Annotated in this window: 12 protein-coding genes; 8 read left to right on the forward strand and 4 right to left on the reverse strand. The window is 43.4% G+C overall.

The features are described from left to right. Positions 1-344: 344 nt before the first annotated feature. Positions 345-1583, reverse strand: coding sequence for a CynX/NimT family MFS transporter (locus H538_RS0117225; RefSeq protein ID WP_322786417.1), 1239 nt, complete (start codon positions 1581-1583; stop codon positions 345-347). Then, positions 1564-2292: a FadR/GntR family transcriptional regulator gene (locus H538_RS0117230; protein ID WP_035351351.1), complete on the reverse strand. Its 729-nt coding sequence runs from the start codon at positions 2290-2292 to the stop codon at positions 1564-1566. Before H538_RS0117230 ends, H538_RS0117225 begins: the two co-directional genes overlap by 20 nt. Before the next feature lie 285 nt (positions 2293-2577). Here H538_RS0117230 and H538_RS0117235 point away from each other — a divergent pair, with 285 nt between their 5' ends. Then, complete coding sequence (locus H538_RS0117235; RefSeq protein ID WP_026678658.1) at positions 2578-2775, forward strand: alpha/beta-type small acid-soluble spore protein; 198 nt, start codon at positions 2578-2580, stop codon at positions 2773-2775. Positions 2776-2895: 120 nt separating this feature from the next. Here the strand turns inward: H538_RS0117235 and H538_RS0117240 are convergent, their stop codons facing one another. Beyond that, entirely contained in the window at positions 2896-4011 is a 1116-nt protein-coding gene (locus H538_RS0117240) for an AbrB family transcriptional regulator (protein ID WP_026678659.1), read from the reverse strand. A gap of 147 nt (positions 4012-4158) precedes the next feature. Here H538_RS0117240 and H538_RS0117245 point away from each other — a divergent pair, with 147 nt between their 5' ends. The 4 genes from H538_RS0117245 to ppsA all read left to right on the forward strand — a co-directional run bounded on the left by H538_RS0117245 (position 4159) and on the right by ppsA (position 10178). Beyond that, entirely contained in the window at positions 4159-5034 is an 876-nt protein-coding gene (locus H538_RS0117245; RefSeq protein WP_026678660.1) for a LysR family transcriptional regulator, read from the forward strand. A 27-nt stretch (positions 5035-5061) separates the two neighbouring features. Beyond that, positions 5062-5724, forward strand: coding sequence for an SOS response-associated peptidase (locus H538_RS0117250; RefSeq protein WP_026678661.1), 663 nt, complete (start codon positions 5062-5064; stop codon positions 5722-5724). 314 nt (positions 5725-6038) lie between these two features. Next, positions 6039-6998 (forward strand): patatin-like phospholipase family protein, encoded by a 960-nt coding sequence (locus H538_RS0117255; RefSeq protein ID WP_026678662.1) that lies wholly within the window; start codon positions 6039-6041, stop codon positions 6996-6998. 564 nt (positions 6999-7562) lie between these two features. Further along, on the forward strand, positions 7563-10178 hold the full coding sequence (ppsA, locus tag H538_RS0117260; protein ID WP_026678663.1) for a phosphoenolpyruvate synthase: 2616 nt from the start codon (positions 7563-7565) through the stop codon (positions 10176-10178). A gap of 576 nt (positions 10179-10754) precedes the next feature. Here the strand turns inward: ppsA and H538_RS0117265 are convergent. Beyond that, a complete protein-coding gene (locus tag H538_RS0117265) occupies positions 10755-11786 on the reverse strand; it encodes a S66 family peptidase (protein WP_026678664.1) in 1032 nt (343 codons plus the stop codon). 215 nt (positions 11787-12001) lie between these two features. On the opposite strand from H538_RS0117265, the gene H538_RS0117270 reads away from it, so the two are divergent. From H538_RS0117270 to H538_RS0117280, 3 genes are all read left to right on the forward strand, one after another. Then, entirely contained in the window at positions 12002-12427 is a 426-nt protein-coding gene (locus H538_RS0117270) for a YwqH-like family protein (RefSeq protein WP_026678665.1), read from the forward strand. Beyond that, positions 12424-12702: a YwqI/YxiC family protein gene (locus tag H538_RS0117275; RefSeq protein WP_026678666.1), complete on the forward strand. Its 279-nt coding sequence runs from the start codon at positions 12424-12426 to the stop codon at positions 12700-12702. Before H538_RS0117270 ends, H538_RS0117275 begins: the two co-directional genes overlap by 4 nt. 4 nt (positions 12703-12706) lie before the next feature. Next, on the forward strand, positions 12707-12995 hold a 289-nt coding region (locus H538_RS0117280), incomplete at its 3' end, for a T7SS effector LXG polymorphic toxin (RefSeq protein ID WP_026678667.1).

Here is a 12995-nt window from a genome sequence, read left to right on the forward strand (position 1 = left end):
TGGCCCAAAGTCGAAAATCCGTCCAATAGCGTGCGTATAGGACAATTTTTCATGGCAAAGACTCTTTTATTGGTTTTCCGCTTTGCATGGTGGATTGTTTATTTAAGATTATAATATGACTGCGGGCGGTTGATTGACGTGATGAAGGGTGATAGAAAAGAATCGCAAATCCCATCAAATAAAGCTGCCTTCCGCTCTTAATAGCGGAAGGCATTTTCATAAAGGCGGCTAAATTGACCAGAAGAGGTAAGTTGAAATTCGTCTTAAACCGTTGAATGTAATTTTCAGGTTTTTCTTCTATTCTGCCAAAAAGGCTTTCAGCAATTGTTAGAAGGTCTTGCTGTTTATCTATATGCTTTCAAGTACTCTCCAGACTCTGGACTGTCCCCCACAACTTTGTTTCGGCCAGCGCCAATTCCGGAGATGAGCATAAGCCCACTTGTGATGACGATAAATAATAGAGGCGTGATCCACGTATGTGTTACGTCCCGGAGATAGCCAAACAAAATTGGCCCTACAGCTGCAAGAAGATAACCGATCGATTGTGCCATGCCAGAAAGTTCTGCCGCTTGATGGGCACTTTTTGTCCGTAAGCCAAATAGTAAAAGCGCCAGGCTGAGTGCCGCTCCTTGGCCGAGGCCAAGAAAGATGACACACATGATTACAAGTGGCTTGGATCCAATCATTAATCCTCCAAACCCGGCAATATAACAAAAGCTTGTCATCGCAGCGAGCCATTTTTGATGGGACAAACGGGCAGCGAGAACAGGAACGAGAAAGCTTACCGGAAGGCTGATAAATTGTAATAAACTAAGGGTCCATCCTGCGGTTGAAACGCTCAGCCCCCTGTCATGAAGAATAGCCGGCAGCCAGGTGACCGTCACATAAAAACCTAATGATTGCAGCCCCATAAACAAAGTAACTTGCCAGGCGAGCGGCGAGCGCCATACTTCTTTAGCCTCTGTCATATTTATGTTCTTCGGTTTCTCACGATTCCGAAGCTGCGGGATCCATATGATTGCCGCAGCCGCAGCTAAGACCGCCCAGAAAACAAGCGAGCCTCTCCAGCCGGATCCTAAACCGTGAGAAAGAGGGACGCTGATTCCCGACGCCAGCGCGGCAAATGTTCCAAGTGCAGACGTATATAATCCCGTCATCAATCCAACTTTTTTAGAAAATTTCTGTTGAATGAGCGCGGGCAATAAGACGTTACAAACGGCAATGGCAAGGCCAATGATGGCGGTTCCGGCAAACAATAGGCCGCTCGATCCTGATGAACGAATAAGCAATCCGATAATCAGGAAAATCAGCGCTAAAAATAATACGAGTTCGCTGCCAAACTTTCGGCCTAACTTCGGTGCAAGCGGTGACATGATGGCAAAAGCAATGAGCGGCACTGTCGTAATTAAGCCAGCGACACTATTTGATAAATGCAAATCATCGCGAATGTTGTTTACCAGGGGGCCGACGGAAGTCAATGAAGGCCGGAAATTCGTGGCAAGAAGAATAATTCCGATAATGAGCCAAACATCGTTCCCGCGTGTCGTTTCTTTTGCGAGGTTATTATTTACGTTCATGTTCATCCTCAACCTCCTTTCTATTTTCTTGTAATAACGCAATCTGCGATGCTATCTCGATGTTGGCGCAAACCGCTTCTTCTGCAGCCTCCGGGTCCTCGTTAATAATGGCTTCGACAAGCTGATGGTGAGCATTCGTATTTTTTTCTGTCAAATCGGCATCCCCGTTCATCGTGCTGATAATCGATGTCTGGATCGTATTTGACATATGCTGGTAAAGATCAATAAGCACGCTATTATGGCTTGCTCTAACGACAGTATGGTGGAATTCTATATCCGCTTTGACATGCTCTTGAAGATTGTCGCTTTTCTTTAAAGCATCATCTCTCTTCGCCAAACGGTCGCGCAAAAGCTCTATGTCTTCTGATGTTCGCCTTAAGGAAGCCAATCTCGCCGCTTCGCGTTCTAAGCAAGAGCGAACTTCCATTATTTCCAGCAAATCGGACTTTTGCAGCCGGCGCTCCATGGCAGCCCCAAAATCGGTTTGGGACCGGACGTATGTACCGTCCCCTTGACGTGCTTCAAGCATGCCTGTGTGGATTAAAGCGCGGACGGCTTCCCTGATCGTGTTTCGGCTGACGCCCAACTGTTCGACGAGTTCAGGCTCAGGCGGAATTTTTTCATTGAGCGGCCATTGGCCGGATTCGATTAATGAGGCCAATTGCTTGACCACTTGATCAACCAATGATGAACGCATCGCTTTTTTTAATCCCATAGACAAGTAAACCTCCAAACATCGGATGATTGGAACAATTTAAAAACGATTTTATATTATCAGAGAAAAATAGATCAGTCAAACCAATTGGATTTTAGTTGGAAAATACTCTTTTGGAGAAGGATATTAATAAGGTTACAAAAAGGTAATGAACGATGTCTAAGCTTAATCGTTTCCTTTGTTAACAGTAAGTCCTGATTGGGGAAAAATGTATGGCTTCCCATCGATTCGGTTACCTTAAAAAAGAGCAAGTGATTGCTCAATACTCGTGGGGAGTGATGTATCTTGGCAAGAAACAACAAACTTTTGGTACCTGGAGCAGAAAATTCTATGAACCAGATGAAGCAAGAAATAGCCAATGAGATTGGAGTTCAGCCTGGTGCAAATACAACCGCGCGAGCAAACGGTGCTGTCGGAGGCGCGATGACTAAACGCCTTGTCTCCATGGGAGAACAGCAGCTTAGAAATCAACAAAATCAGTAACGTTGGTTTCTAGAAAAAGGCCACCCATTAATGTTACGGGTGGCTTTAATGTTGAAAATTTTCCCACGAACCAACCAATTCAGGGCTGTCCCCATGTCGTCTCTAGCCATTTTTTATGAATTACGCATGAGACCCCATGCCTTTCCGTGTACCGTAATGGTGAATCAGGGTGAAAAGCGGAGGCAAAATAATGCAAACCGAGATGATGCGGATCACTTGCACCGCCACGACCAATGTTGAATCGGCGTGAAGCACGACAGACATTGTCGCCATTTCTGCAACGCCGCCGGGCGCAAATGCCAATGCCGCGGTGACAAAAGTAATACCGGTCAGCTTTGAAACAACGAACGCGCAGCCTAACATGGCGGCAATGAGGCCAAGCGTGCCCAATAATGCGACAACCAATGTTTTTCTTAACCCTGCAAGCATATTTTTATGAAAACGGGAGCCAATGCTCGATCCCATCAAAATTTGAGCGACTACGATCAGGCTATGCGGCCACCACGAAACGATGTCATGACCGACAATGGAGGAACTGACAGATTGGACAATCGCCACACTTGCCATGCCCCCGACTAGCCACGGAGCGGGAAATTTCAGCCGCTTTCCAATTAAGGCCCCGCCGCATGCGACGAAAGCGAGAACGATCGTCCAGAGAATGTGGCTCAGTTCAAATGCCGGGATTCCAGTGGCAGCGCTAGATGTGTGGCCAGCAGGACTTGCGATCAACGTTGATGCAATCAAAGGGATCGTCAAGACAACGAGAAAAACACGCATCGTCTGAATAATGCTGACAACAGCGGTATTTGCGCCTACCTCTTCCGCGATTCCAGGCATCGCCGACAATCCGCCAGGGGCCGTTCCAAAAAAGCTTGTCAGCATATCCGTCCGACTAAATTTCCAGAGAATGAAGCCGGAAAGCACGGAAAAAAGAATCGACAAAAGCAGGATTACAATAATGATCAACCAATCTTCTTTAAAAATATGGACAATAGACAGATTGATTTTTTGGCCAAGTTCAATGCCTAAAATGCATTGCCCAATTCTGAGAAAGTAGGGGTTTAGCCCCTTTTGCTTGCCCGGGAGCGATAACCATGGAGGGCGCCGAAACGAAAGAAAGGCTGCCACGAGCAAAGTCCCAATCATCCACATGCCTGTCAATGAAAGGAGAAAACCTCCAATGCCGCTTATGACAATGAATTTTATATTACGCGAAAAAATAGTACCTTCCCTCATTGAAAAACCCTTCTTCCTCGATGTTGTTTGAGCAGGGAAATGTTCCAATCCATCTAAGAAAACTATAATATACTTATAGAGATAGGTAAAATACGAATTATTTTCATTTTACCATCAAAAAACTTGATGTCTAAAAGAGGAGACGGCATGGATCATCGTGACTGGATTATTTTACAAGTGCTATACCATAAGAAGAACATTACGAAAACGGCGGAAAGCTTATATATTTCACAGCCGACATTGACGAATCGCCTGCAGCAAATTGAGAAAGAATTTGGCGTTCAAATCGTCATCAGGGGAAGAAGAGGGGTGCAGTTTACACCCCAGGGAGAATACCTGGCAAAAGTGGCGGAGGAAATTTTACAAAAAATTGAAACAGCGAAAGAAACGTTGCTGAATATGGGCCAAAACGTGATGGGAACACTGAGACTTGCGGTTTCGAATACCTTCACCCACCACAAGCTCCCGATTGTATTAAAACGGTTTAAAGATCAATACCCTGATGTTGAATTCAAAGTGACGACAGGGTGGGGCAAAGATATGATCAATTTGCTGTATAACAGGGAAGTCCACGTTGCTTTTATTCGCGGAGACTATAATTGGCCGGATGAAAAACAGCTCCTGCTTGAAGAAACGATATGTATCGCCTCGAAAGAAAAAATTGATATGAACGATTTGCCGGGCAAGCCTAGAATTGATTACCATACCGATTTGTTGCTCAAAGCGGTGATTGACAACTGGTGGGCCGAGAACTTCCAGCAACCGCCTTATACAAGTATCGAAGTGGATAAAGCGGAGACGTGCAAAGATATGATCGTCAATGGATTAGGCTATTCCATTATCCCAAGCATGATTCTGGATGATGTTAAGGATATCCATACGATTGACATCACCAATAAAGAAGGAGAGCCAATATTAAGACGGACGTGGATGTTTTATCATAAGGAATCGATGGAGCTCAATATCGTAAAAGCTTTTGTCGACTTTATCAAAGGGGAAGACCTGGGGGATTCGAAATCATAAAACGATCTCTTTGAGAAAGGTGATTCTATGTGCGGACGGTTTACTCTTTTTTCAAACCCGAAAGAAATTGCGGAGCGTTTTTCGATAATGAATATGTTTGATTTAACGCCAAGATACAACATTGCGCCGGGCCAGGAAATTCTGGCGGTTGTATGTGACAGGGAGCGGAATAAAGCCGGATATTTACGATGGGGGCTCGTTCCATCCTGGGCAAATGATCCGAAAATTGGCTATAAAATGATGAATGCAAGGGGCGAAACGGTCGATGAGAAGCCGGCGTTTAAACGTCTATTGAAGAGACGGCGGTGTCTGGTGATCGGAGACTCGTTTTATGAATGGAAGAAGAGCGGCGACAAGAAGATTCCAATGAGGATCAAATTGAAGAGCGGTGAACCATTTGCGTTCGCGGGACTGTGGGATAGATGGCAGCAAGAAGATAAGGTGATCACTTCATGCACAATTATCACGACGGCGCCCAATCAATTAATGAAAGGCATTCATGATCGCATGCCCGTCATTTTGCCGAAAGAAAAGGAGGCCATCTGGCTTGATCGAAGCATTGAGGATTCGGATGTCCTTAAAAGTCTGTTGTTGCCGTATGATTCTGAACAAATGGAGGCATTTGAGGTAAGCGCGCTGGTCAACTCGCCGCACAATGACGGTGAGTCTTTGATTGAGCGTATCCGGTAAAAAATTATAAAAACAGTACACGTTCTTGCTTATAATGATTCCATGATAGAGAAGGCAAAGGAGCTGCATCAAGCGTTTATAGAACCATTTTCACGTGAAACATTGTCCGAATTTTCCGATAAGTAATTTTAAAAAATAAAGGTACCTGAGTCAATCGTATCGCTCTAAACAGAAGAATAATGAAAAGAAAGCTATTCGTCAGGTTATATGATGGCGGCAAAATTCCTTTTTGTCGGTCAAACATTTCATTGTCCAAACGAGATCAACATATACTAAATGGATACTTGAAATCTGATGAGAAAGGAGAAGCGCCTTTGACAAAATATCGGATCATTACCTTTGATGGAGGAGGCACCCTGGGGGCTTTAAGTTTACAGCTTTTGAACAGGCTCGTTCAGCAATATCCAAAATTAATTAGCCGTACCCATGTGTTTTCGGGGAATTCAATCGGTTCATTCACTGCCCTTGCATTAGCAAGTGGAAGATCACCGAAGGAGACGTTCCAGTATTTTAAGAAAAGAATCCTGCCGGCATTCAGCGTTTCCCGGCCGGGTGGGCCTGTTTTTAATCAGCAATTGCCCTATACGGGCTTCATTAAAGCGATACGTGCATTTTTTCCATCAGATCTTCGTCTCAAAAACTTAAAAAAACGAATCGTAGTCCCTTCATTTCACTTGTATTCACCGGAGCTGAATCGCTGGACTCCTGTGTTATTCCACAACTTTCCCGGATCCCCCTATTTGAATGAGAAGGCGAGTGATGTCATCCTGCGGAGCAGCGGTGCTCCCGCGACGCAACGAGCCTATCAAAACTACGTGGATGGGTATGTCGTAGCAACTAATCCCAGTACAGCCAGTATCGCGTTTGCTGTAGGTAAAGCCAAAGTGCCATTGAATCAAATTGCAGTATTATCCATTGGAACAGGTGAGGCTCCGACGCAGTTAAGAAGAGATACAAGAGGGTGGGGGATGGTGAGTGCAAATGACATCCGCCCCGAAAATCTAAAGGACCTTCCTCCAAATTGGGGAGTCATTTTGGACCGATCGCCCAATGAACCGTTACTTCCATTTCTTCAAATTATTGCTGGCGGAAATGGGTACTATGAATCCATGGTCAGTTCTAATCTTCTTGGAAAACGTTTTTTTCGGTTAGATCCAAAGATCCCTAACTTTTCCAAAACAGACCCCGCCGTAGTTCCCGCTGTCATTGAAATTGCAAACCAAACCAATTTACAGCCTGCCGTTCAATTTATTGAGAAAAACTGGAGTGTGTAAAAGTTTCCAATAGATTCGATTAAGGAGCCGCCAAATAATGCCTGCTCCTCTTGTATAAACAAAATGATGGTTCGGGCCGAGTTCGGATGGTGGTACCCGCATTCAGCCTATTGAAAGTGGCGGGCATCCGCCTGTCCACTTTGGCAAAAAAAGAAGCTGGTGAAAAGCGTTTCGATTTTCACCAGCTTCTATACTTTTTTAAGGACGCCCTTTTTGCTATTAGGATTTCCTTACGTTTTGGATCCGAATTTATCAGTTGTGGGTCATTTGACTCCTAAAATGTTTTTTGAATTTGCAACAATGATGGGAGTGTAATTAGATTGATAAAAACAAGATACTGTGGTAAATTTAAATAGATATGCACCGTTTATTAATTTTGTATAAAATATCCCTATTTTAATTATACAACATAAAGTCCATAACAGTCAATCCTTACTTTTATTTTTTTAAAAGGGGTGTGGGCATGAAACTTCGCCAGAAGAAGAAATGAGTAGGCAGCGTAATGGGTGGATCAGATGAACGATTTTTGTCCTGGTACTTAAGCGATAAATGGGAGGGAAAGTAATGAAACCATATGTACTGGAGTTTCAGGAGATTGATAAAACGAGGCAAATGCTTGTCGGCGGCAAAGGGATGAACTTAGGGGAACTTTCGAAGATTCATGGAATACAAGTGCCAGAAGGATTTTGTGTTACCACTGAAGCGTATAAAAAAGCCATTGGGAAAAATGAAGAACTTCATCAATTACTAGATCAACTGAAACCGTTAAAAGCAGAGGATCGAGATCAAATTGGCGAAATCAGCGGGAAGATTCGGAAAATCATTATGAAAGCAGAAATTCCTTCCGATGTATCGGGCGCGGTTAGCCGCTATCTCACCCAGTTGGGCGAGGAACATGCTTATGCCGTGCGTTCAAGCGCGACAGCTGAAGATTTGCCACATGCCTCTTTTGCCGGCCAGCAAGACACCTATTTAAATATCAACGGAAAAGAAGCGATTTTGCGGCACATCAGCAAATGCTGGGCTTCCCTCTTTACGGATCGAGCCGTAATTTACCGTATGCAAAATGGATTTGACCACAGACAGGTGCATTTATCCGTTATCGTTCAACGGATGGTGTTCCCGAGCGCTTCAGGGATTTTATTTACGGCTGACCCGATCACTTCCAATCGAAAGCTGCTATCGATCGATGCCAGTTTTGGACTAGGAGAGGCCCTCGTCTCCGGCCGGGTATCTGCCGATGGTTATAAGGTGCAAGAAGAGAAAATCGTCGAAAAGAGGATCGCCACCAAAAAATTGGCCATCTATGGACGAAAACAAGGCGGAACCGAAACACGGCAGGTTGATCCCGATCAGCAAAAGGCCCAAACGCTTACTGACCAACAAATTTTGCAACTGGCACGCATCGGAAGACAGATCGAAGCATTTTTCGGCCAGCCACAAGATATCGAATGGTGTTTGGCCCACAATACATTTTATATTGTCCAGAGTCGGCCAATCACTACTCTTTTCCCGATTCCAGAAGAGGAGACCGGGGAAAATCGCGTTTACGTGTCTGTCGGTCACCAGCAAATGATGACCGATCCAATGAAACCGCTGGGGTTGTCTTTTTTTCTGTTAACGACTTCTGCACCTATGCATAAAGCTGGCGGAAGGTTGTTTGTCGATGTTACACATCATCTCGCTTCACCTGACAGCAGAGAAGCTTTATTAAATACGATAGGCGGGTCCGAACCGCTTATAAAAGATGCACTTATGACCATAATTGAGCGAGGAGATTTTATAAAACCGTTGTCCAATGACAAAAATGAACGGAGTCCCGGTAAAAGAAATAATGTTATGCGGTTTGCGGGGGATCAAGGGCAAATTGAAAACGATCCGACAATTGTTTCTGATTTAATTAAGCGCAGCCAAATTTCGATAGAAGAGTTAAAACAAAACATCCAAACGAAATCAGGACCGGATTTATTTGAGTTTATTCTTGAAGATATCCAACAATTAAAGAAGATTTTATTTAATCCACAAAGCATAGGTGTGATTATGGCTGCTATGAATGCTTCAGCTTGGATCAATGAAAAAATGAACAAGTGGTTAGGTGAAAATAATGCAGCAGATGTGCTTTCTCAATCTGTGCCAAACAATATTACTTCGGAAATGGGTCTTGCCCTATTGGACGTCGCGGATGTGATTCGTCCTTACCCGGAAGTAATTGAGTATTTACAGCATGCAAAAGATGACGACTTTTTGGATGAACTTTCCAAGTTGAATGGCGGACAGGAAGCCAAAAAAGCGATCGATGATTATCTCAACAAATACGGAATGCGATGTGCGGGAGAAATCGATATAACGAAAGCGCGCTGGAGCGAAAAGCCAACCGCACTTATCCCCTTGATTTTAAACAACATCGAAAACGTTGAGCCTAATGCCAGCCGTCGGAAATTTGAGCAAGGACGGCGCGTTGCTTTAAAAAAAGAACAAGAATTATTAGATCGATTGAAGCAATTGCCGGATGGTGAACAAAAAGCAAAAGAAACGAAACGAATGATCGACCTGATCCGGAATTTCAGCGGGTTTAGAGAATATCCCAAATATGGCATGATTAATCGCTACTTTGTTTACAAGCAGGCTTTGCTGAAAGAAGCGGAAAAGCTTGTACAAGTGGGCGTAATACGAGAAAAAGAAGATATATACTATCTCACGTTTGAAGAACTTCGCGAAGTCGTTCGCACAAATAAACTCGATGACCAAATCATCGACAAACGAAAAGACGAGTATCAACTCTATGAAAAACTAACTCCGCCACGCGTGATCACGTCTGATGGCGAAATAGTCTCCGGTGCGTACAAACGAGAAAACCTTCCGTCCGATGCAATTCTAGGCCTGCCTGTATCTTCCGGCGTGATCGAAGGGAGAGCACGTGTTCTCTTAAATATGGAAAATGCGGATTTAGAAGAGGGAGATATCTTGGTAACCGCCTTTACCGACCCTGGCTGGACCCCATTGTTTGTATCCATCAAAGGCCTGGTCACCGAAGTTGGCGGACTGATGACCCATGGAGCAGTTATTGCACGTGAATATGGCTTGCCGGCAATTGTCGGAGTGGAGAATGCGACAAAGCTGATCAAGGATGGGCAAAGAATCAGGTTGAATGGAACAGAAGGGTATATAGAACTATTATAATTCATTATTAATGAACGAAAATTTCATCGTGCCAACGTTGGGTAAGAATATTCCTCGCTCAAAATACAAACCTACTTTAAGTTAAAAGCAGATCCAGAACCCCTGGTGCCTTCTTAGGCGCCAGGGGTTCTTAAGTCAGTATAGTAGTGAAATTATCCCAGGGAGTTCAGTGCCCCTTCAACTATGAAAGCACTTATTTTCTTTCACCTGAAAAAAATAAGAACAGGAGCAAATTTCTCCAGTAGTGGTGCTGTTTTTATGGCATTTGGACAATAAACAGTGGATTTCCGATAATAAATCGATTCCATCGGACAATAAATGGACTCAGTCGGACAATAAAATGAGTATATTTTTCATTTATTGTCCAAAAGTAAGATGTTATTGTCTAAACCGGATGACTTATTGTCCAAATAAGAGCACTAATTGTCCGAGAACGAAATCATTTTAAATGATGTAACAATTCGTGATCGTTTTTCCTCCAGATCTAACGAGGTGTTCTTAAAATAAAAATGTCTGATTAATGAAATGCAACCTTTTTTAAGTAACCGAAGGCAATCCGGAATATTTTTTAAAGAGTTATTCCACTCCACTTTCTAAAATCGTGAACGTCTTCTTCTCGCAATTTATTTCTGCCAGCGCTCCATATGGCAAAATAAATTTCGGTTCGGTGTGGCCAAAATTCAAGTTATAAAGAATCGGCAAATCCTCCAAATGGAATTCCTTCATGACGGTTTGAATCGCTTCTTTATACTCATCGTAATACGTCTCGTCTTGCGGTTTGCCAAAAATGATTCCATTCGCTTTTTGCAGAATGCCTTGAACAGCATAATTTCGCAGCCAATACTTTATATAATCCGGTTCCGGCTTCTCCTCTGATGTTTCAAAGAAGAGAATGCTGTCGTTCCAATATTTTTTATCAGGCCAAAGTTCTGTTCCTTTCGCAAACTCAAGTACTTCAATACAGCCTCCGATCAAACGTCCCTGTGCTATACCTGTGCCTTGAAGCACTTCGTAGCCTGAATTTTGCCGCATCGTCCGCCGCCGGTTCTTATTCCCTTCGATCCATTCTAGACGCTCACTTGTCCATTCTTTAGCCGGTTGAATTTCACCAATCACCTGATTTGAAAACAACGTTCGCTTCACCATTTCAATCGTATATGGATCCATCTCAATATTTTCGGCGAAATCGGTTAAAATGGCCGGGCCATAAAAAGAAGAAATTCCCGCTTTAAGGCAAAATAAATGGGAAATTGTCACATCAGAGTAACCCATAAAAATTTTCGGGTTATCACGGATCACATCAAAATCAATATAAGGAAGCAAGCGAATGCTATCTTCTCCGCCAATATTGGCAATGATGCCTTTAATGCGTTTATCCTGAAATGCGGTCATCAAATCTTCCGCACGAGCTTGCGGATGTTGATAAAGATAATCCCCGCCTTTCAAACTATTTGGCATAGGGACCACTTTTAGTCCAAACACTTCCTCTAATCTCTTTACGCCTTGCTCATATCGCCATCTCAGTTCGGGATCGCCTGCCCCTCCCCATGAAGGACTTACGGTTGCAACACAATCTCCCGGTTGTAATTTCTCTGGTTTTATTAACACATGAACCTCCCACCTTTATATCATTCAATTTTCTACAGCTTACTCATTTCTACAACTTCAACCATTTACCTGCTTTATTCAAGAATAAGCCTCCTTGGTTGTACGAAAAATGGTAAATGAAGAATATCAAAAGGTACTAGAAAAAGATAGTACTAGGCAAAATTCCATTTCGATTTAAAATAATATAGTAGAGAATTCCAATAGGAAGTGATGTTATGAGACTTGAGCCGGTTGCTCCTTTTACAACCGAAATTGCGAGATTAAGCGTATCGATACAGGCAGCGCACAGCCATGTAAATAAATTGCAGGAAGAGTTGGAGCGTCTGAATACCTGCAAGAAGGAATTAATAGAATGTAAGAATGCCTTTGAACAGAACGACAGCTTATGCAGGAAGCCGGAACTCGGTTCAAAGACGTGGCACGGAAATTTAGCGGACGGTTTCAATGCGATTCGTAAAAAAAAGGTTCAATCGAATTATCGCGAACTTTTAAACCATCAGCTTCATCACGCACTCGAACAAGTAAAGAACCGGATCCAAACCGTACAAATGGACATCGACTTGACTCTTTATTCGATCTCCTCTCAACAATTACAGTTGTCCGAGTTAAAAGAACAACAGCGAAAGGAGTGCCGGCTATGAGTGAAATCAAAATGGTATACGGGGATATCGAACAAGCGTTATCACGTTTAAAATCGGCCGTTCCGCCCCAGCAGCCCTCATTCGCTCCTGTTAAAAAAGGAAGCAACGTCCTGGATGCAATAACCAAATTAAAGGAAGTAAATAAATCATTACGTGATATTGTCCAATCGTACCAAACGTTACTGCTGGAAAATGAAAAAGCGACAGAGAAGGCCGTCCAATCGATACGGGAAATGGACGAAAAACTAGCTTCAACGGCCAACGATAAGGGGTGATGTCATGAAGGTATTGGATGTCGAAGCGTTTAACCAATCGATCAGTGACACCGAGAAGTATTTGCGATCGTTGAGCGAACAAATCAAACAGACAAAGGCTGCGGTGAAGGGGATCATTTCACTCGAAGATTCCCTTAAGGGAAAGGCGGGGCAGGCGATCCGTTCGTTTTATCAGGAGTGCCACCTTTCGTTTTTGCTTTATTTTGAATCGTTCATTAAAGATTATGAAGCCATTTTAACATCGATCAAAAATCAGTTGAAAAATTTTGAGCCTGATCCAAACGGCGTCATTA

This window comes from Fictibacillus gelatini DSM 15865 (assembly GCF_000430745.1).
In the GTDB taxonomy this organism is placed as follows: domain Bacteria; phylum Bacillota; class Bacilli; order Bacillales; family Fictibacillaceae; genus Fictibacillus_A; species Fictibacillus_A gelatini.

Bases quoted from the DNA above. Each gene is read 5' to 3' on its own strand.
- H538_RS0117225 (WP_322786417.1), bottom strand. From the start codon at position 1,583: ATGAACATGAACGTAAATAATAACCTCGCAAAAGAAACGACACGCGGG.
- H538_RS0117230 (WP_035351351.1), bottom strand. From the start codon at position 2,292: ATGGGATTAAAAAAAGCGATGCGTTCATCATTGGTTGATCAAGTGGTC.
- H538_RS0117240 (WP_026678659.1), bottom strand. From the start codon at position 4,011: ATGAGGGAAGGTACTATTTTTTCGCGTAATATAAAATTCATTGTCATA.
- H538_RS0117245 (WP_026678660.1), top strand. From the start codon at position 4,159: ATGGATCATCGTGACTGGATTATTTTACAAGTGCTATACCATAAGAAG.
- H538_RS0117250 (WP_026678661.1), top strand. From the start codon at position 5,062: ATGTGCGGACGGTTTACTCTTTTTTCAAACCCGAAAGAAATTGCGGAG.
- ppsA (WP_026678663.1), top strand. From the start codon at position 7,563: ATGAAACCATATGTACTGGAGTTTCAGGAGATTGATAAAACGAGGCAA.
- H538_RS0117270 (WP_026678665.1), top strand. From the start codon at position 12,002: ATGAGACTTGAGCCGGTTGCTCCTTTTACAACCGAAATTGCGAGATTA.
- H538_RS0117275 (WP_026678666.1), top strand. From the start codon at position 12,424: ATGAGTGAAATCAAAATGGTATACGGGGATATCGAACAAGCGTTATCA.